We start from the raw sequence: 18,300 nt of genomic DNA, 5'->3' as shown, positions 1-18,300 counted from the left end.
CCACCTTCGCGCCCCACGCGGGCACCGATTCCGCCAGGTTCTCGATGAGCTTCGCCATGGCTCGACGGTACGCGCGATGTCGGCGCGCGGCTAGAGGAACGACGAAGCCGGTCGGCCGGCCTTCAATCGACGTCGGGCCAGTGGCCGGTCAGGTACGCCTCGACCGCGGCGCCTTCAGTCCCGCCCGGCTTCGATGATCTTCCGAGCCAGCAGGGCGGGGTTGGTGAGCATCACTTCATGGCTGCCCGGGAGCTGGACGAAGCGCGGGCCCATGAGCCGATCGGACATGCGAGGATGCCACCCCCACTCACCCGGAGGAAGGGCCGTGTCTTCCGTGCCGTTGATGAAGCTGCGACCCACCTGCGACAGCGTGGCGTAGAAGCGATCGAGCGGCAGCTTCTCGGCCAGAGGCCCGTAGGGCTCCGAGGACAACAGCGCGAACGTCGACTGGGCGAATTCGAGTGTCGCGTCCTGAATGAAGTTCTCGCGCCAGATCGAGAAGGGCAGACTGACCGTGTTGTCAGGTGAGGCCGCAGCGAGTTGCGCGAACAGCTCTCGATAGTGCGGCGGCGCCTCGTCCAGCAGAGAGCTGCCCGGCGCCGACACGAACGCATTCCAGAAGACCAGGCGGCGGATGCGGTCCGGAATCTCCTCATAGACGCGAGCGATGACCGTGCCGCCGTAGCTGTGGCCGAGGAGCACGATGTCCGAAAGACCGGCCGCGACGATCTGATCGACGACCGAGTTGACTGCGTCCGCGTGAGAGGCGGTCTTGTCTCCGTCCTTCCCATGGCCGGCGACCGTCGGTGTGAGAACCCGGTGCCCGGCCTTGCGCAGTTCATCGGCGACTGGTTTCCACATCGAGCCGTCGTGCCAGGAACCGTGAACGAGCACGTATCGCGACGCTGCTCCGGGCGTTGCGGCATCGGTCGACTCCGCAGACGCGGGAAGCTCGCCCTGGCCGGCCATGGCGGCGACCGGTGCCGCAACAGCGCCGGCAAGTAGAGCTCTGCGGCTGACGCCTGATCGAGGGACTGCGTGTGATTTCGGCAACGTGACTCCATCCGTGCGGGCTGGTGTTTGAGCTGAAGCGTCCCGCACCTCGATCGCGCCACACAAGTCGGCACTTAATGCGCTACCACCGAACCGCTGAATGCGCTATCACGGCACTGGACGACGTGCTACGCCGCCTTGCCTCGCCGTCCGTAGGGAGGCGGAATACGCGCAGTCGGACGTGCGTTGGGGCTGGCATGCGCTCCGAAACGCTGAGAGGACGTGTGACATGCCGTGGAGTACACGCGAAGTAGCCGAACTGGCGGGTACGACAGTGAACACTATCCGTCACTACCATCGAATCGGACTCCTTGAAGAGCCGGAGCGCCGGTACAACGGGTACAAGCAGTACGAGCATCAGCACCTCGTGAGTCTTCTTCGAATCCGGCGTCTCGCAGATCTCGGCGTTCCCTTGTCGCAGATCGATGACGTGGGCGTCTGCACGGAAGGCACGTCGAAGACGTTTCAGGATCTCGACTCCGAACTGCAAGAGATCATCGAACGTTTGGGGAATGCCCGAGCCGACATCGCAGGCATCCTGCGAGACAACGTCTCTGCGGGTGTCTCCGCCGGCTTCGAGTCCGTCGCATCCCGATCGTCGAAGACCGACAGTTTGCAAGCCCACACCCACACGCAGCTGTACGATCCGGCCGCGTTGGCCGACATCAGGAAGATCGCCGAAGCCGACGCTGACAACCTCGGTGCTGAACTCGATCGCTTGCGACACAACGCGGATGAAGAAACTCGGCGCCACCTGGTGAATTGGCTTGCGACGAAGCTCGCGCAGCATCTTGTCGACCATCGGCGGTTGGAACCCCCGGTCACACACCTGCCGAACAGCCACCACACGACCTCGCAGAGCTCGGTCGAAGTTGCCGAAGAGCTGTACAACCCCGCGCAGCTGGACGTTCTCCATCGTGCATACAACGTCGCGCGCGACGTTGCGCGGGCGACGCACGACGCGAACGAGATCATCAACGCGGGTTGACCCTACTCGAAGACGGAAAGCATCACCCTGATCTCGGCCCGGGCGAGCTGAAGCCTCGTGATGCTCGCCGACAAGTCCGCATCGATCAAACGAAGCATCTCCTGCTCGCTGTGAAGATCATCTTCTCGGCGGAGCGCCGCGGCAGGGACGCCACCGTCCCGCATCCGACGAACATGGAGCAACTGCAGCAGGTGACTTCTTCCGTACTGCTTGTACCCGTTGGGCGCCCTCTCGGGTTCGTCGAGAACGCCGAGCCGGTGATAGTGCCGCACCGTGTTGACAGTGGTCCCAGCAAGGTCCGCCAGTTCACGAGTACTCCACGGCATCCGACCGGCCTCCTGCTCCCCCTGCCTCGACGCTCGACCCGGCGTTGTTCGGGGTCCGTGCAGGTCCGGTGCGCCGGGTGCGCACCCACACCACCACGGTCGTGAGGACGATCACCACGGCGGGCAGCAGCGTCGTCCACGTCCCGACGCCCGCCGAGCGATCGTACGCGGCGATGACGTCGACGTGAAGCGCAGCGTCGAACAGGAAGCCCAAGGTGTTGAACCCCGCATGCAGCACCACCGCGATCTCGATGCCGCCGGTGCGCCAGGTGACCAACGCCGTCCCGACGGCGAAGAAGAGGTAGTGGACGTTCAGCAACAGGTCGGTCGAGAAGTGAACGAAAGCGAACAGTACGCTCGAAACGACGATGGCGACGACGATGCCGGCCCGTGCGCCACGCGCCCACCCGCCAGCGACGCGGAGGATCAGCCCACGGAATCCGTACTCTTCGCCGGCACCCTGGAGCGGTGTGAGCAGCAGTGTGGCAACGAGGAACCAGACCACATCCGTTTGGCTCAAGGTGGTCTCCGGCAGCGGCGCCCAGTACAGGACAGCCGTGACAACGGTCCACGCGGGAACGATGAAGAGCAGCGCCCGTCCGAAGATGTCGAACCGGAAGCGCGAGATCACCGAGTGCAACGATGCGCCCTTCACTCCGTAGAGCCAGCGCTGGATGAGCATGCTCCACGGGATGAGCATCGCGACGGCGGCTAGGCCTGCCGCGTGGAACAGGGGGGTATAGGCCACGCTACCGTCGGCGGGGATCGGCCCATTCAGCAGCGTCGCAGCGGCGGTGAAGAGGATGTTGAAGAAGAACATTCCGCCGATCAGGAGGACGATCGCGAGGATGCCGCGACCGATCCGGCGCTTCTCCCCGGCGAGCACGCGGTGGTACTCGACCTCGGGCGGAATGATGTTCGTGCGGTGGATCACAGGTATTGGTTCCTTTCGAATCGCCCGATGCGATCGGCGGCAGGCGCAAGGTGATCTCGTTCGAAACGGAGCTTGCGGCCGATTGCCGACTTCGGGTGCAGATGCAGCTCACACCCTGTTCCAAGCACACAGTCAAGGGGCTCATCGCAACTGAGGGCTCACGACTTGACCGTGTGCTGAGAACACGGTTTCTACTGGGAACAGAATCCGAAACCGCTCGACGTACGACCCTACGCAGCAAAGGAATCGCGAAGTGGACCCTCTGCAGGAACTCATCAGCAACTTCCAGGATCTCGTGGCCCAGGTGCCCGAGATCATCCAGCCCTTCATCGTGATGCTCGCCGGGACCATCCCGTTCATCGAGGGCGAACTCGCGGCCACGATCGGCATCGCCGGCGGACTCAACCCCGTCGTCGCCGCCATCGCCGCCGCAGCCGGCAACTTCTTCTGCGTGGTCCTCGTGGTGCTTCTCACGTCGCGGGCTCGCACGGCCGTCGTGAACCGCAGTAGGGTGCGCGTTGAGGCGACTGTGGGCAGCACAACGGTCCCGGAATCCCTGGTTGACGAGCGGGCCACTGCGTTCGAGGAGACGGCATCCGCCAAGCCTGAGTCGAAAGGCCGCCGGCGCTTCAAGATGTGGCTCGTCCGCTTCGGCGTCCCCGGCGCGAGCATCCTCGGCCCCCTCGCGATCCCGACGCAATTCACCTCCGCGATCCTCGTCGCCGGCGGAACCCCCCGAGGCTGGGTACTGCTCTGGCAGGCGGTGGCGATCGTCCTCTGGACGACCGTGACCACCGTGTCGATCTGGGCCGCTCTCACGTACGTCGTCGGGGCCTGAGCCAAATAGGGGGAATCGCCGACCTCCGGCCCCCCGGATCTGAGAGGAACAAATGGCACGCAACGCAACGGTGAAGCCCGGAGACGGCCATGCCCTGCCGCGCTTTCGCTGGTGGCAGATGTTCTCGCGCTCCCTCTTTCATCTGCACCTCGCTGGTGCGGGCGGCGCGCCGGAGACCTGGTCCGTCGACGTCCGGCACGGGGGTGATTCGGACGGCGTGGTGCACGCGCAGCTCTACCGCGACGGTGTCAACGAAGCCATATCGAAGCTCCCTGCGGCGTTTGCGGTGCCAGGTGGCACCATCGAGGTCGTGGTCAGCGGCTTCGGGCTCAGGCGCTGCCACTATGTGACCCACGACGGGTCGGAGCGGCAGCTTGTGCCCGATCCCGCCTCGGCCGAGGGACGGCGTGCCCGCCTTGAGCGGACCAACCCGGCGCTGAGCCGTGCGGTCGGCATCGCATCGGTGAGCGTGCTCGTGGTCGCCCTCGTGCTCGGCGTACCGCAGATCATCGAGCAGATCACGCAGGTCCCGCCCATCGCGGAGAGTGTCGGCACGTTCTCCAGCCCCTTCCGCCTCGCGGCGTGGGCGAACATCTCGCTCCTGGTGGCAACGCTCGCGGCGAGCACCGAGCGAGCACTCCGGCTGCGCTACAACTGGATCCTCGACGGCGGATTCTTCGACGGTGGTGACTAGAGCATCGACGGCGGGGAGTCGGCTCGATTGTGCCGCCCGGCGTGATCTCGAGTGATGCGACACTTGGGCGACCACGCGCGACAGCCGCACCGGCCAGGTGCGTACTGGAGGGGGAGCGGTCGCTCTCTAGTCCACCGTGTTGAGATGGACCATGGCGTCGTAGAGCTGCGTTTCCGTCATCGGCGGCTCGGGGATCGGATGTGCCCGCTCAGCCCGGTAGGCGTCGAGCATGAGGTAGAGGTGACGCCGCCACGCATTGGGCGCGGTGGTGCTGGTGGCGTCGATCATCCGGCCGTTGAACCAGATGAGGTTGACGATGTCGGCCAGCGTGATGTCGGGGCGCGCGTCGCCGGCTTCTTGGGCTCGGGTGAGCACGTCTTCGATTTGTCGGCACATCTGGTCGTGGATGCGCTCGGTGTCAGCGTTGCCGGGGAAGCGGCGGGAGAGGAAGTCGTTGAAACCTCGGTCCCCAGCCTGCACGCGAAACAGGTTCTCCAGGTAGTAGACGAACCCCTCCCACGGATCGTCGATCTCCAGGGCCTTCTCGGACCCGTTGGTGAACTCCTGAAGTCGAGGCTCAAGGGCGGCCAGGAGCAGGTCCATGCGGGTCGGGAAGTGGCGATACAAGGTCCCGATGGCGACGTCGGCGTCGCGAGCGATCCTTTCCAAGGAGGCATCCACGCCTCGGGCGGCGAACTCGCGCCGTGCCGCGACGAGCAGCCTGTCATGGCGCTCCTGGGCGTCGCGGCGCAAGGGTGCCCGCGCCCGCTCAACGTCGCTGATGCTCACGTAACCAATTTACCTCCGAATCCGAGGGTGCCCTCCGGTTCTGCCTCGGTGGCGCCGTACCAACGTCGAGGGCAGAAGGCCTTCAGCGAAATTCCTCCCCGTTGTCTGGAATACATGAGGTACCCCTCCGGTTCAACCCAGTAACCGGAGGGGTACCTCACGTTGGTGCTCCAATCGATCACTCAGCGAGAACCCACGGCCAACCGATACAGACACTACGGAGGAGCACAAATGACCAGCATCAGCATCATCGGCTCGGGGAACATGGCCAGAGCCATCGGCTCCCTGGCCCTCAAGGGAGGCAACACCGTCGAGGTCATCGGCCGGGATGCGGACAAGGCCGGGGCCCTGGCCCGCGCGCTCGGCAACGGCGCCACGGCCGGAACGTGGGGCGCCACGCCGACCGGGGACATCGTCATCCTCGCCGTGCTGTTCGCCGGCGCCGTGCCGGTCGTCAGCGAGTATGGGGAGGCGCTGGCCGACAAGATCGTCATCGACATCACGAACCCCTTCAACGCCGACGCCACCGGGCTGGCCGTCCCTCATGACACCTCCGTCGCGCAGATGGTCGCCGACGTCGCCCCCGCAAGCACCCACGTCGTGAAGGCGTTCAACACCCTCTTCAGCTCCGTCCTGGCCGCGGGCGACCCGGTGGATGTGTTCATGGCCGGCGATGACACGCAGGCCAAGGCGAGCGTCTCTGCGTTCATCACGAGCCTCGGACTTCGCCCTCGGGACGCCGGCGACCTGAGCATGGCGCACTGGCTGGAGAGCGCAAGCCTGCTGGAGATGGGCGTGGCCCGTACCGGACTGGGCTTCAACATCTCCCTCGGCATCAACCTCGGAAGAACGGAGTAATCATGGGAAAGCTCGATGGCAAGGTCGCGGTGATCACAGGCGCGACAAGTGGCATGGCGCTGGCCGGTGCCAAGTTGTTCGTTGATGAAGGAGCTCACGTCTTCATTTCGGGCCGGCGGAAGGATGCGGTGGACGAAGCCGTCGAGCTGATCGGACGGAACGTGACCGGCGTGCAGGCCGATTCGGCCGATCTCGATGATCTGGACCGTCTGTTCGAGACGGTCAAGCAGGAAAAGGGCACGATCGACGTGCTGTGGGCAAGTGCTGGGGTGGGAGAGCAGGGCAGGCTCGGCGAAATCACCGAGGAGCAGTTCGATGCCGCCTTCTCGCTGAACGCGCGCGGCACGCTGTTCACGATCCAGAAGGCGCTGCCACTGTTCAACGATGGAGGCTCGATCTTCATGACCGGGTCGAACGCTTCGCTCCGGGGCTTCCCCGATTGGGGCGTGTATGCAGCGAGCAAGGCTGTGCTGCCCGCGTACGCACGGGTGTGGGTGTCCGAGCTGAGGGACAGGAAGATCCGGGTGAACGTGCTGACCCCCGGCCAGGTCTCCTCGCCGATGATGGAGCAGGTCATGGACGCGGAGATGAAGGCGCAGTTCGAATCCGTGATCCCCCGGCGGGCGATGGGCCTCCCTGAAGAGATCGCGTCGGCCGCGTTGTTCCTCGCCTCGGACGACTCGAGCTACATCAACGGCCATGAGCTGGTCGTCGACGGCGGCACCACGGTCATCTGAGCGCGTCGCCGGTGGGCATCATCGCCCGCATGCGGGCGTGCAGCTTTCGAATGAGTTCCGAAGAACACCTGAGCAGATAAGGAAACCCAGTGACCCTCTTTCGCCTTGACGCGAGCATTTTTCCCGACCGATCCGTGAGCCGGGAGCTCGCCGACATCGTCGAAGCCGAATGGACCACCGCACACCCTGACGAGCAGGTGATCCGCCGCCACATCGGCACAAGCCCGCTCCCGTCCACCGCGTGGGCGGACGCCGTCGTGGGGCAGCAGCTCCCGCCGGACGCCCGCACCCCTGCGCAACAGGCCGCCGTCGAGCTCGCAACCACGCTGGCCGACGAACTGATCGCAGCTGACACCCTCCTCTTCGCGGTGCCGCTCTACAACTACGGCGTCTCACAGCACATCAAGACCTGGTTCGACGTCCTCTATACGGACCCTCGCATCAACGAGGGCGGTCCCGAGCTGCGCGACCGCCCCGCCCTCCTGGTCACCGTCTCCGGCGGCAACTACGGGCCGGGATCACCGAAGGAGGGATGGGACCACTCCACCTCCTGGCTGCAACGCATCCTCGTTGACATCTTCGGGCTCGACCTCACCACCGTCGACCGCCGATTCACCTTGGTCGGCGTCAACCCGGCTCTCGACCAGTTCCAGGACGTGGCTGACGCGATGCGCGTCGACGCAGTGCGCGCAGCCGAGGTCGAGGGACGCAAGCTTGCCGAACGGGGCGCCCGCAAGGCCGCCTAGGAGAGGAAGGCGAGCCCAGAGGAGCCGGGGGGGTGCGCTTTCGTCGCTGGCGGCGGCACGCAGGACCTTGACCGAGAGGTTCCCTTACGAGATGGCGGAGCCCAATGCTGGTCTTGTCGGCTCGGCGCTCGAGTGGCCCTGAGCGAACCTTGAGCGGAGACATAGGGCCACCGGGCGGGCTGGAGTCCCCCTCGAGAGACCAGTTGGACTATCGAGGGGGTAGACCGTTTGATCTCCTCGCGCAAGATCCGGCATGCTGGGCTGGTGAGCTCACCCACGCACCAAGGCCCCAGGGAGCGCCTCCTCGAGGCTGCCGAGCGCCTTACCTCTCGCGAGGGGGCGAGTGTGGGTATCGCCGCGAAGCCAGACCAGCGCGGATCGCGGCGGATCTCGCCGCTCAGATTCTGCGACAGGATCCCTCCAACGCACCGTAGCGGCGCCACGTGCGGCCAGGCGGGCTACCCCGCGCCATGACCGACGGACTCTCAGCATGGCGGTGATCGACGACGTTGAAGCGCTGGGCGCAGGGTTGGAACGCTCCTACCCTGTGCATGTGCGCGGGAGGTTGAAGTTCCGCGTCGGTCAGATCGTCTACGTGGCGTTCTCCCTCGACGAGAACGTGATGGGTTTCGCCTTCCCGAAGGAGGAGCGGGCGGCGCTGGTCGGGGGCGATCCACGCAAGTTTCAGATGCCATCGGCGTCGGACCTGCGCTTCAACTGGGTCCACGCAGATCTCGAGACACTGGACCCCACCGAGGCTCGCGAGCTCGTCGTCGACGCTTGGCGCATGGTTGTCCCCAACAAGCTCTCTCGCGCCTATGATCTCGCGCATCCCAACGGCCCGGGCTAAGGCACAACGAAGGTTGACCTGCCCGATCGGTATTCGATGCCGGGCTGATCCGCCGCCATGTCTGTCACCGCAGCATCCGGTAGCGCCAACCGGCCGAGGAGGCACGCGACAAGCGGCGTCCCCGGAAGATTCTCCAAAGAAATCCGGGAGGAGGTGTCGGATCTGCTCGGTGGCGTTCGTAGTACGAGTGAGGCCGCCCACAAGAGGCGGCGCCAAGGCAAAGGAACGGCGAGTCGCTGACCACCGACCGCGACGCCCTGACAACAGAAGATGATCTTCAGATGCAGTACCTAGTTTCCGTAATCGATGACAAGAGCAATCCCGGCAGCATCGACAGGCAGCCTGCCATCAGCGTCTTCAACGAACGACTGATCGCCGAGGGCTACTGGGTTTTCGCGGGCGGACTGGCGGACACGGACGCGGCCACGGTCATCGACAACCGGGGCGAGCAGGCGGTGTTCAGCGACGGGCCTTTCGTGGAGTCGAAGGAGTACCTCGCCGGCTTCTGGGTGTGGGAGGCCCCCGATCTGGATGTGGCGCTCAATCTCGCCACCGAGGCGTCGAAGGTCTGCGATCGGAAGATTGAGGTGCGGCCGTTCCAGTGAGCGACGTCGCGGAGGCGATCACCCGGGCCCATCGCGAGGAGTGGGCCCGGTTGGTCGCCGTTCTGACCAGGCGCTTCGGTGACCTCGACGTCGCCGAGGAGGCAGCGGCCGAGGCGTTCGCGACCGCCGTCGAGCGGTGGCGGGCGGACGGGGTGCCGCCCAACCCCGGCGCCTGGCTGACCACCACGGCCGTTCGCAAGGCCATCGATCGGATCCGGCGTGAGAACAAACGCGTCGACAGGCACAAGGAGGCTCAGATGCTGCACGACAACACCCCACCCGAGCCGCTGGGCGCCATCGACGACGACCGGCTCCGGCTCATCTTCACCTGCTGTCATCCGGCGCTGGCGATGCAGACCCGGGTGGCGCTGACGCTGCGCATGGTCGGCGGGCTGACCGTGCCCGAGATCGCCCGTGCCTTCCTCGTGCAAGGGACGACCATGGAACAGCGGATCACCCGCGCGAAGGTCAAGATCAAGGCGGCTCGCATCCCCTATCGGATGCCGGCCGCCGACGATCTGCCGGCTCGCGTCACCGGTGTACTCGCAGTCCTCTTCCTCGTCTTCAACGAGGGGTACCTGGCCAGCGGTCCTGACACCGATCCGGTACGTCACGACCTGACCGCCGAAGCGATCCGACTCACCCGCCTGATCCGTGCCCTCCTGCCGGCGGACGGCGAAGTGGCCGGGCTGCTGGCGCTGATGCTGCTCACCGAGGCCCGCCGTACGGCACGGATCTCGGCGAACGGGGAACTGGTCGCGCTCGACGAGCAGGACCGTGGGGCCTGGGACGCGGAACTGATCACCGAAGGTCATCGACTGGTGCGCGAGCGCCTCGCCGCTGCCGCGGCCGGGGTCGGGGTCGCTCCGGGTCGCTACCAGATCCTCGCGGCAATCAACGCCGTGCACACCTCCGTCCGCGACATCCGCGACACCGACTGGTCGCAAGTCCTCGCACTCTACGACCAGCTCATCCGCGTCGACCCCTCGCCGATCGTCGCCCTCAACCGGGCCATCGCTGTGGCCGAGCTCGATGGGCCGGAGGTGGCACTGGCCATCGTCGACCGCCTCGCCGAGGCGTTGGCCGGCTATCACGCCTACCATGCCACCCGCGCCGACCTGCTTCGCCGGCTGGGCCGAAATCAGCAGGCACGCGCGGCCTATGACCGGGCCATCGAGCTCGCGGGCAACACCGGCGAGACCGCCTACCTCACCCGCCGCCGCGACCAACTGCAGTAGCCCCCGCGCTTGAAGAGCCACTTGAGAGAGCGATGAAAGGCGACGCCTCCAGCCTGCGCCGGATACGACCTTGGTCGGATTTCGGGCGTAGCAGGTGCATGCACCTCTCCGATCTGCAAGAAATGCAGGAGACGTGGCTCCAGTCGCCGTTAGTTGGGCTTGTCAGGGAAATTGGTGAGCAGCCCGCAAGCCGTTCGGGCAGCGGGTGCCAGTCGGCCGCCGAGTGAGCTCGCAGGGCCGGCGAACGGGGTGCCCGTTCACCCTGCCCGATGAGAACGCCCGCCGGGGCGCGGCGCCCACTGCAACGGAACCAAAGGCGCGGGCGGCCACCCTGCTCAGAGCCGTCGATTCTCATCCGCTTGTCAATTTGCCAAGTGCGTGACAAGTCATCGAGAAAATGACAGGTTGCGCGAGAACCTACAATCGCGCCGCCTACCCCTGCACCATGTCGGTGAACCGCGAGAAGTGCCCGTGGAACGCGACCGTGATCGTGCGGGTCGGGCCGTTACGGTGCTTGGCGACGATCAGGTCGGCCTCGCCGGCGCGCGGGCTGTCGCGCTCGTAGGCGCTCTCGCGGTGCAGCAGGATCACCATGTCGGCATCCTGCTCGATCGAGCCCGACTCGCGCAGGTCGCTGAGGGCCGGCATCTTGTCGGCGCGCTGCTCGGGGCCACGGTTCAGCTGCGAGAGAGCGATGACGGGCACCTGCAACTCTTTCGCGAGCAGCTTGAGCGCACGTGAGAACTCCGACACCTCTTGCTGGCGGCTCTCGACCCGCTTGCCGCTCGTCATGAGCTGCAGGTAGTCGATGACGACCATCTTGAGCCCGACGCGCTGCTTGAGGCGCCTGCACTTCGCGCGGATCTCGACGAGCGTCATGTTGGGGGAGTCGTCGAGGTACAGCGGCGCGTCGTTGATGCGGCCACGCGTCGCCGCGATGGTGGTCCAGTCACGGGAGTCGACGGTGCCCTTGCGCATCATCTGCAGGGGCACGGATGCCTCGGCGGAGAGCAGACGCATGGCGATCTCGCTCTTGCCCATCTCGAGCGAGAAGAACACGGACGGCAGGCCGTTGGTGATCGAGGCGGCACGCGCGAAGTCGAGCGCGAGCGTCGACTTACCCATGGCGGGGCGGGCGGCCACGATGATCATCTGCCCGGGGTGGAACCCGTTGGTCAGGTCGTCGAGGTCGGCGAACCCGGTGGGAACGCCCGTGAACTTGCCGTCGGTGTGCTTGGCCGCCTCGATCTCATCGATCGCCACGGTCACGGCGTCAGACAACGGCACGTAGTCTTCGGTTTCGACGGAACCCGTGACCGAGTAGATCTCGGCCTGGGCGTTGTTGACGAGGTCGGTGACCTCGCCCTCACCCTGGTAGCCCATCTGCACGATGCGGGTGCCGGCCTCGACGAGGCGGCGGAGCAGTGCCCGCTCGGCCACGATCGACGAGTAGAAGCCGGCGTTCGCCGCGGTCGGCACGATGCTCGTGAGGGTGTGCAGGTACTCCACGCCGCCGGCACGTTGCAGGTCGCCGATCTTCGTGAGCTCGTCGGTGACGGCGATGACGTCGGTCGGCTCACCGTGCGAGTACAACGTGAGGATCGCATTGAAGACGACCTCGTGCTTCGGCACGTAGAAGTCGACCCCGCGCACGGTCTCGATGACGTCGGCGACGGCGTCTTTCGAGAGCATCATGCCGCCGAGCGCGCTCTGCTCGGCGAGGAGGTCGTGGGGAGGAACGCGTTCGCCCCGTCGGGCGTCACCGTCGTCTGCCGGTTCAGCGAGCCCGATGTGCGCGATCGACAAGTTCATGACCTCCGGTTCGGCTCGAACGGGCGAGCGCCCCGCGCCCGCACTTCAGTGTCTCGGGAGCCGCCGACATCGGCGGGAACACGGGAGTTGCACATGAGGTGGAATGGTCGCTGCTTCACGATAGGCAAGCCCTGTGCACAGCACAACCTGGCCTGTGGATAACTCTGGGGACAAACTGGGCGAAACGCCGTGGAAGGTGTGCACTCAGCCTGTGGAGAACTGTGGAAATTCGGTGAATTACACGAGTTGAATTCAGTCCCGACCTGGTTTTTTATCTACTCACACCTGTGGGGGAAAACTTCTTTGAAAGTCCACGGCTCGCGTGAGCCGACCTGTGTACAACCATCACAGGAAACACCGATCTCGACTTGCGCGCGCACCCGCTCCGGGTGTACGCAAAACAACGAAACGGCGGCCCGGGCCGAAGCCCAGACCGCCGCCGGTCAACCTGTGAAGCGAGTTACTTCGCCGCGACCACCTGAAGGGTGATCGTCGCCGAAAGCTCGTCGTGCAGACGAACCGTCGCCTCGTGCTCACCGACCGCCTTGATGGGGGCCGTGATCTCGATCTTGCGCTTATCGAGCTCGCCGAGGCCGGCGGTCGAAACCGCAGCCGCGACATCCGCCGTCTTGACCGAACCGAAGAGACGACCGCCCTGGCCCGCCTTCACAGCCAGCCGGACCTTGGTCGACTCGAGCTTGGCCTTGAGCGCCTGCGCGTCTTCGAGCGAGTGCAGCTCACGTGCGACGCGAGCCGCCTTGATCTGCTCGATCTGCTTCTCGCCACCGCGCGACCACGCCACTGCGAAGCCCTGCGGAACGAGGTAGTTGCGAGCGTAACCGCTCTTGACCTCGACAACGTCGCCGGCCGTGCCGAGGCCAGTGACCTCGTGCGTCAGAATTACCTTAGCCATTGTCGTGCTCCTTAACGGCCGGAGCCCGAGTAGGGCAGAAGGGCCATCTCGCGCGCGTTCTTCACGGCGCGGGCGATGAGGCGCTGCTCCTGCACGGAGACACCGGTGATACGACGGGCGCGGATCTTTCCACGCTCCGAGATGAACTTGCGAAGCGTCGCGACATCTTTGTAATCGATGACACCGACCTTGATGGACTTCGCCGGGGCGGCGTTCTTCGCGCCCTTCCCGCGGGTCGGCTTGCGGCGATCGCCGCTCGACTTTCCAGCCATTGTCTTTCCTGTCTGATTGAAAACGATTCGAGCGAGAGGATGCCTCGTGGCATCCGCTCACCGGCCTCTGTGCCTGTTGAGAAGGCTGGGCCTAGAAGGGGGTCTCGTCGCCGTAGCTCGTGCCGGGGGTGTTCCAGACATCTCCGCCGCTGCCGCCACCCTGAGGGGCTGCTGCGGGGGTGCTGGGTGCCCACGGCTCGTCGGTTCCGGTGTTGCCCCCGAAGGAGCCACCACCGGCGCCGCCGGCGCCACGGTTGGACTGGGCGCGCGTCACGGACGCGGTGGCGTAGCGCAGGCTCGGGCCGATCTCGTCGACCTCGAGCTCGATGGTGGTGCGCTTCTCGCCTTCCTTCGTCTCGTAGGAACGCTGCTTGAGACGCCCGGAAGCGATGACCCGGGAACCCTTGGTGAGTGAACCGGCGACGTGCTCGGCGAATTCACGCCAGACGCTCGCGCGCAGGAACAGCGCTTCACCGTCCTTCCACTCGTTCGCCTGACGGTCGAACGTGCGGGGAGTGGACGCGATGGTGAAGTTGGCAACCGCGAGGCCGTTCTGCGTGTAACGCAGCTCGGGATCTGCAGTGAGGTTGCCCACCACGGTGATGATGGTCTCGCCGGCCATGAGGACTAGGCGTCTTTCTTGGCCGTGGCGGGAGCGGCGGCAACGGCAGCAGCGGGAGCTGCGGCAGCAGCTGCCTTCGCGCCGGCCTTCGCCGAAGCGGCGGCCTTCTTCGCGGCCTTCGCCTCCTGAGCCTTCTGGTGCGCGGCGACCTGTGCGATCGCCTCTTCTGCACGCAGGACCTTGGTGCGCATGACGGCCTCGCTGAGGTTCAGCTGGCGGTCGAGCTCATCGGTGGTCTTGGACTCGGCGGTGAAGTCGACGACGGCGTAGATGCCTTCGTTCTTCTTGTTGATCTCGTACGCCAGACGACGGCGTCCCCAGATGTCGACCTTGTCGACGGTGCCGCCATCGTTTCGGATGACGTTGAGGAACTTGTCGAGGCTGGGAGCAACGGTGCGCTCATCGATCTCGGGATCGAGGATAACCATCAGCTCGTATTGGTGCATGACTAACCCACCTCCTTCGGACTCAAACGGCTACAGGATCTCTGCAGCAGGAGGGTTGTGCATACGTCACACCATGGAGGCCGCAGAACGCGGCACACGGGCAACCTAGACAGCATAGCGGATGCCCCGCACCCACGCCATTCGCCCGCCCCCGCTCCCGCCCGCGCCCCTCCCACTCCCGCACCCCGCCATCGCACCCCTCTCCCCTCTCCCTCGCACCCCTCTCCCCTCTCCCTCGCACCCCTCCCACTCCCGCACCCCTCTCCCCTCTCCTTCCGTTGCGGGGGTGCATTCCCGCCGGAATCCGCGAATACAGGGCTCGATCTGGCGGGAACGCACCCCCGCAATGCACCTACACACCTCTCCCACCCCCGCACCCGCACGCATCCCGCTCCCTCTCGTTCCGTTGGGGGTGCATTCCCGCCGGAATCCGCAACCACGGGGCCTGATCTGACGGGAGTGCACCCCCGTACGTACCTACACCTCTCCCATCCCCGCACCCCGCACGCACCCGCACCTCTCCCACCCCCGCAATGCGCGGCGGGAGCCCGGCACGCATGCGTTCGGCGCAGCTCAGCGCGGGGTGCGCGGGAGGCCGAGGTCGGCGAGCACCGCGTCAAGCCGGCGGGGCCTGAGCGCGATCGTCCAGTCCCAGTGAGCGCCGCGTCTGCGGTGTCGCAGGCCAATGCGTTGATCGCGCTTCTTCTCATCGAGCACGACCTCCTCGGCCGTGCGCCCGCCGCGGTACCGCGGATCGAGGTACTTGAGATCTCCATCGAACTCGCCGTACACCCCGAACTCGGGCCAGTCGAAATCGACCCGATCCGCCCCGCCGTCTGCGCGATCGAAGTTCACCTGCAGCTCGGGGGCGGGGAACCCCAGCAGATGCATTTGCCCGCGGCTCAGTGATTCGCCGACCGACTCCGCGCGCGCGTCGGCGAAGACGATCGCCCGATCCGCCGTACGCACGCCTCGTCGGCGCCCGAATTCGCGCAGTCGGCCGGCGATCGATTCGGCGGGGACGCCGGGCACGGTGATGAGGGCGTCCGAGCGGAGAAACGTGCCGACGGCGGCATCGAGCGCGGCGACCGCACTCAGGAACTCGCGCTCGCATGCCAGATCGGCGAGGGTCTGCAGGAGCCCGGTCACCAGAAATCCGTTGCGTTCGACGACCTCGGTGCAATCGAACGGCGTGCGCCGCCACGCGACCCCGTTCATCGATCTCGGTCGAGTACCCCGGGCGTCGGCCAGCTCGACCGCGACGGGTGCTGGGCCGATCCGCGGCAGCCCCCACACGGTCGCTGCAGATTCGTGCGAGAGCACGACTCGACTTCTGCGGGTACCGACCACCGCGGAGATGAACGCAAGCTCACGGCGTCGGGCCTTCGCCGCCTCGAGCTCGGCGGCTTCGACGAACACCCCGGCGCGAAGGCGCGTCAGTTCACCTGCACGAGCACGACGCTGCAGAGTGCGCTCCGATACTGCGAGGTCTCCTGGCCGCGCACGGAACCGCAGCGGCAGCGGCAGCGGCAGCGGCAGCTCATCGTGCGGATCGCTCATTCACCGAGGCTGCACCCCCACGTTGCACTCGCACCGTCCTCAGCACCTCAACTGTGCACATGCCTCGCCCACCCCGCCCTGTGGAGGACCACTCCCACCGCACGCCCACCCCCACCGCACGCCCACTCCCACCCCGCGCGCACTCCCACCCCGCGCCCACCCCTACCGTTGCGGGGGTGCATCTCCGTCAGAAACCCGCCGTTTCGGCCCGCATTTGACGGGAAGTCACCCCCACAACGGATGCCCCGCGCGCGCGGGTCAGGCCCACGCGGGCTTCACGCGCCAGCGCGCGGCACCGCCATCCAGGCACCCGCGTGCGGCGCCGCCGTCAAGCGCCGGCATGAGGCGCCAGCGCGGGCATCAGCCATCAGGCGTCAGGTGTCGAGGAGGAGTCGGCGTCTCCGACCACGCGGTCGGTGTTTCCGTTCGGGCCCCGGTTTCCGCCTGACAGGAAACACCGGGAGCGAACGGAACATTGGCCGAGGGGCAACCTGCGGGTCAGGTACGGGGTCAGGCACCCGCGTCGCGCGACGCCCACCAGGCGAGCAGCCGCTCGGCCGCGGCATCCGGGCCGATGGGCCCCTCGTCGAGGCGCACCTCGAGCAGGTAACGGTATGCCTCGCCGACCACCGGGCCGGGTTTCACGTCGAGCAGCCGCATGATCTCGGCGCCGTCGAGCTCGGGGCGCACCGCGGCGAGCTCCTCCTCCCCCGCGAGCACGGCGATGCGCTCTTCGAGGTCGTCGTACGCGAAGGCGAGCTGGTCGGCCTTGCGGCGATTGCGCGTCGTCACGTCGGCCCGCGCGAGGATGTGCAATCGCTCGAGCTGGTCGCCCGCGTCGCGCACGTAACGGCGAACGGCCGAGTCGGTCCAAGCCCCATCGGTGTAGCCGAAGAATCGCAGGTGCAACTCGATGAGCCGAGAGACCGCCGCGATCGTGTCGTTGTCGAACCGCAGCGCGCGAAGGCGCTTACGGGCGAGCTTCGCGCCGACGACGTCGTGATGGTAGAAGCTCACTGCGCCGCCCGGCTCGAACCGCCGCGTCGCCGGCTTGCCGATGTCGTGAAGCAGTGCGGCGAGCCGCAAGATGAGATCGGGGGAGTCGAGCACCCCGCGTGCGACCTCGTACGCGATGGCCTGATCGAGCACCGTGAGGCTGTGCTCGTAGACGTCTTTATGGCGGTGATGCTCGTCGCGTTCGAGTGAGAGGGCCGGCAGTTCGGGCAGCACGCGTTCGGCGAGCCCCGATTCCACGAGCAAGCGGATGCCGCCGCGCGGAGTTCCCGTCAGCAGCAGCTTCGTCAGCTCGTCCCTGACGCGTTCGGCCGAGATGCGGTCGATCTCCTGTGCGAGGTCGCTCATGGCCTGCTCGGTGGCGGGATCGACGGTGAAGCCGAGCTGGGCCGAGAAACGGGCGGCACGAAGCATCCGCAGCGGGTCGTCGCCGAACGACTGTTCGGGCGCCGCGGGGGTGCGCAGCACTCGGGCGATGAGGTCTTCGACACCGCCCGACGGGTCGACCAGTTCGAGCTTCGGCAGCCGGAGGGCGAGCGCGTTGACGGTGAAGTCGCGTCGGGTGAGATCTTCGTCGAGGCTCGTACCGAACACGACCTCGGGCTTGCGCGATGCGCCGTCGTAGGCGTCAGCGCGATACGTCGTGATCTCGACCGTCTCGCCGGCGATCTTCGCACCGATCGTGCCGAATGCACGACCGATGTCCCAATGGGCCTCGGCGATCGGCTTGACGATCGCGAGGATCTCGTCGGGCGTCGCATCCGTCGTGAAATCGAGGTCGTTGATCGGCCGGTCGAGGAAGGCGTCGCGCACCGGGCCGCCGACGAGTGCGAGCTCGTGACCGGCAGCCTCGAAGGCGCTCGCGAGCCGCGCGACGGTCGGCGAAGCCGCCAGCTCGCCCAGCCGGTCGAGGGCCGTCGCGACACTCTGCATGGCTCCTATATTAAGCGGGCATCGGCCCGAGTCTGGTTTCGTGAAGGGCCCGACCGCCTGTGGATGCCGAAC

Annotated in this window: 20 protein-coding genes; 9 read left to right on the top strand and 11 right to left on the bottom strand. The window is 66.4% G+C overall.

All coding sequences use genetic code 11. The features are described from left to right. Positions 1 to 174: 174 nt before the first annotated feature. Positions 175 to 894 (bottom strand): alpha/beta fold hydrolase, encoded by a 720-nt coding sequence (locus tag AC1C2R_RS08540; RefSeq protein WP_495352050.1) that lies wholly within the window; start codon positions 892 to 894, stop codon positions 175 to 177. Between the two features lie 340 nt (positions 895 to 1,234). Here AC1C2R_RS08540 and AC1C2R_RS08535 point away from each other — a divergent pair, with 340 nt between their 5' ends. Beyond that, entirely contained in the window at positions 1,235 to 2,041 is an 807-nt protein-coding gene (locus AC1C2R_RS08535) for a MerR family transcriptional regulator (RefSeq protein ID WP_495379644.1), read from the top strand. 2 nt (positions 2,042 to 2,043) lie between these two features. On the opposite strand, the gene AC1C2R_RS08530 is transcribed toward AC1C2R_RS08535, so the two are convergent. Then, the gene (locus AC1C2R_RS08530; protein WP_495379643.1) at positions 2,044 to 2,367 is read right to left on the bottom strand and encodes a helix-turn-helix domain-containing protein; all 324 of its coding nucleotides are present in this window, start codon (positions 2,365 to 2,367) and stop codon (positions 2,044 to 2,046) included. Continuing rightward, a complete protein-coding gene (locus AC1C2R_RS08525; protein ID WP_495379642.1) occupies positions 2,348 to 3,301 on the bottom strand; it encodes a CPBP family intramembrane glutamic endopeptidase in 954 nt (317 codons plus the stop codon). The genes AC1C2R_RS08530 and AC1C2R_RS08525 overlap by 20 nt, the downstream gene beginning before the upstream one ends. 253 nt (positions 3,302 to 3,554) lie before the next feature. Here AC1C2R_RS08525 and AC1C2R_RS08520 point away from each other — a divergent pair, with 253 nt between their 5' ends. Then, complete coding sequence (locus AC1C2R_RS08520; protein ID WP_495379641.1) at positions 3,555 to 4,139, top strand: small multidrug efflux protein; 585 nt, start codon at positions 3,555 to 3,557, stop codon at positions 4,137 to 4,139. A 70-nt stretch (positions 4,140 to 4,209) separates the two neighbouring features. Next, positions 4,210 to 4,833: a hypothetical protein gene (locus tag AC1C2R_RS08515; protein WP_495379640.1), complete on the top strand. Its 624-nt coding sequence runs from the start codon at positions 4,210 to 4,212 to the stop codon at positions 4,831 to 4,833. 126 nt (positions 4,834 to 4,959) lie between these two features. On the opposite strand, the gene AC1C2R_RS08510 is transcribed toward AC1C2R_RS08515, so the two are convergent. Next, on the bottom strand, positions 4,960 to 5,622 hold the full coding sequence (locus tag AC1C2R_RS08510; RefSeq protein ID WP_495379639.1) for a TetR/AcrR family transcriptional regulator: 663 nt from the start codon (positions 5,620 to 5,622) through the stop codon (positions 4,960 to 4,962). 231 nt (positions 5,623 to 5,853) lie between these two features. Between AC1C2R_RS08510 and AC1C2R_RS08505 the strand changes: the two genes are divergently transcribed. The 6 genes from AC1C2R_RS08505 (at position 5,854) to AC1C2R_RS08480 (ending at position 10,656) form a co-directional block, all read left to right on the top strand. Continuing rightward, entirely contained in the window at positions 5,854 to 6,480 is a 627-nt protein-coding gene (locus AC1C2R_RS08505) for an NADPH-dependent F420 reductase (protein WP_495352043.1), read from the top strand. A 2-nt stretch (positions 6,481 to 6,482) separates the two neighbouring features. Beyond that, a complete protein-coding gene (locus AC1C2R_RS08500) occupies positions 6,483 to 7,217 on the top strand; it encodes an SDR family NAD(P)-dependent oxidoreductase (RefSeq protein ID WP_495352042.1) in 735 nt (244 codons plus the stop codon). 89 nt (positions 7,218 to 7,306) lie between these two features. After that, a complete protein-coding gene (locus AC1C2R_RS08495; protein ID WP_495379638.1) occupies positions 7,307 to 7,963 on the top strand; it encodes an FMN-dependent NADH-azoreductase in 657 nt (218 codons plus the stop codon). 490 nt (positions 7,964 to 8,453) lie between these two features. Continuing rightward, positions 8,454 to 8,813 carry an MmcQ/YjbR family DNA-binding protein gene (locus tag AC1C2R_RS08490; protein WP_495352040.1) on the top strand — a complete coding sequence of 120 codons (360 nt, stop codon included), beginning with the start codon at positions 8,454 to 8,456 and terminating at the stop codon, positions 8,811 to 8,813. A 281-nt stretch (positions 8,814 to 9,094) separates the two neighbouring features. Continuing rightward, positions 9,095 to 9,418, top strand: coding sequence for a YciI family protein (locus AC1C2R_RS08485; protein WP_495379637.1), 324 nt, complete (start codon positions 9,095 to 9,097; stop codon positions 9,416 to 9,418). Then, entirely contained in the window at positions 9,415 to 10,656 is a 1,242-nt protein-coding gene (locus AC1C2R_RS08480) for an RNA polymerase sigma factor (RefSeq protein ID WP_495352038.1), read from the top strand. Before AC1C2R_RS08485 ends, AC1C2R_RS08480 begins: the two co-directional genes overlap by 4 nt. Before the next feature lie 432 nt (positions 10,657 to 11,088). Here the strand turns inward: AC1C2R_RS08480 and dnaB are convergent, their stop codons facing one another. From dnaB to AC1C2R_RS08445, 7 genes are all read right to left on the bottom strand, one after another. Continuing rightward, complete coding sequence (gene dnaB / locus AC1C2R_RS08475; protein WP_495353220.1) at positions 11,089 to 12,462, bottom strand: replicative DNA helicase; 1,374 nt, start codon at positions 12,460 to 12,462, stop codon at positions 11,089 to 11,091. Between the two features lie 466 nt (positions 12,463 to 12,928). Continuing rightward, positions 12,929 to 13,381 (bottom strand): 50S ribosomal protein L9, encoded by a 453-nt coding sequence (gene rplI, locus AC1C2R_RS08470; protein WP_495352037.1) that lies wholly within the window; start codon positions 13,379 to 13,381, stop codon positions 12,929 to 12,931. Between the two features lie 11 nt (positions 13,382 to 13,392). Next, positions 13,393 to 13,653, bottom strand: a complete 261-nt coding sequence (rpsR, locus tag AC1C2R_RS08465) for a 30S ribosomal protein S18 (RefSeq protein ID WP_022892391.1) — start codon at positions 13,651 to 13,653, stop codon at positions 13,393 to 13,395. A gap of 91 nt (positions 13,654 to 13,744) precedes the next feature. Then, positions 13,745 to 14,275, bottom strand: a complete 531-nt coding sequence (locus tag AC1C2R_RS08460) for a single-stranded DNA-binding protein (protein ID WP_495352036.1) — start codon at positions 14,273 to 14,275, stop codon at positions 13,745 to 13,747. A 5-nt stretch (positions 14,276 to 14,280) separates the two neighbouring features. Then, positions 14,281 to 14,721 carry a 30S ribosomal protein S6 gene (gene rpsF, locus AC1C2R_RS08455; protein WP_495352035.1) on the bottom strand — a complete coding sequence of 147 codons (441 nt, stop codon included), beginning with the start codon at positions 14,719 to 14,721 and terminating at the stop codon, positions 14,281 to 14,283. Between the two features lie 573 nt (positions 14,722 to 15,294). Continuing rightward, complete coding sequence (locus AC1C2R_RS08450) at positions 15,295 to 16,281, bottom strand: hypothetical protein (RefSeq protein ID WP_495379636.1); 987 nt, start codon at positions 16,279 to 16,281, stop codon at positions 15,295 to 15,297. A 510-nt stretch (positions 16,282 to 16,791) separates the two neighbouring features. Next, positions 16,792 to 18,228, bottom strand: a complete 1,437-nt coding sequence (locus AC1C2R_RS08445; protein WP_495379635.1) for a CCA tRNA nucleotidyltransferase — start codon at positions 18,226 to 18,228, stop codon at positions 16,792 to 16,794. Positions 18,229 to 18,300 lie beyond the last annotated feature (72 nt).

This window comes from Agromyces sp. Y182 (assembly GCF_059445385.1).
The sequence above is the reverse complement of the archived record's forward strand: the minus strand, read 5'-3'. Positions and strand labels throughout refer to the sequence as shown.

Bases quoted from the DNA above. Each gene is read 5' to 3' on its own strand.
- AC1C2R_RS08530 (WP_495379643.1), bottom strand. From the start codon at position 2,367: ATGCCGTGGAGTACTCGTGAACTGGCGGACCTTGCTGGGACCACTGTC.
- AC1C2R_RS08505 (WP_495352043.1), top strand. From the start codon at position 5,854: ATGACCAGCATCAGCATCATCGGCTCGGGGAACATGGCCAGAGCCATC.
- AC1C2R_RS08500 (WP_495352042.1), top strand. From the start codon at position 6,483: ATGGGAAAGCTCGATGGCAAGGTCGCGGTGATCACAGGCGCGACAAGT.
- AC1C2R_RS08490 (WP_495352040.1), top strand. From the start codon at position 8,454: ATGGCGGTGATCGACGACGTTGAAGCGCTGGGCGCAGGGTTGGAACGC.
- AC1C2R_RS08485 (WP_495379637.1), top strand. From the start codon at position 9,095: ATGCAGTACCTAGTTTCCGTAATCGATGACAAGAGCAATCCCGGCAGC.
- rplI (WP_495352037.1), bottom strand. From the start codon at position 13,381: ATGGCTAAGGTAATTCTGACGCACGAGGTCACTGGCCTCGGCACGGCC.
- rpsR (WP_022892391.1), bottom strand. From the start codon at position 13,653: ATGGCTGGAAAGTCGAGCGGCGATCGCCGCAAGCCGACCCGCGGGAAG.
- AC1C2R_RS08460 (WP_495352036.1), bottom strand. From the start codon at position 14,275: ATGGCCGGCGAGACCATCATCACCGTGGTGGGCAACCTCACTGCAGAT.
- rpsF (WP_495352035.1), bottom strand. From the start codon at position 14,721: ATGCACCAATACGAGCTGATGGTTATCCTCGATCCCGAGATCGATGAG.
- AC1C2R_RS08450 (WP_495379636.1), bottom strand. From the start codon at position 16,281: ATGAGCGATCCGCACGATGAGCTGCCGCTGCCGCTGCCGCTGCCGCTG.
- AC1C2R_RS08445 (WP_495379635.1), bottom strand. From the start codon at position 18,228: ATGCAGAGTGTCGCGACGGCCCTCGACCGGCTGGGCGAGCTGGCGGCT.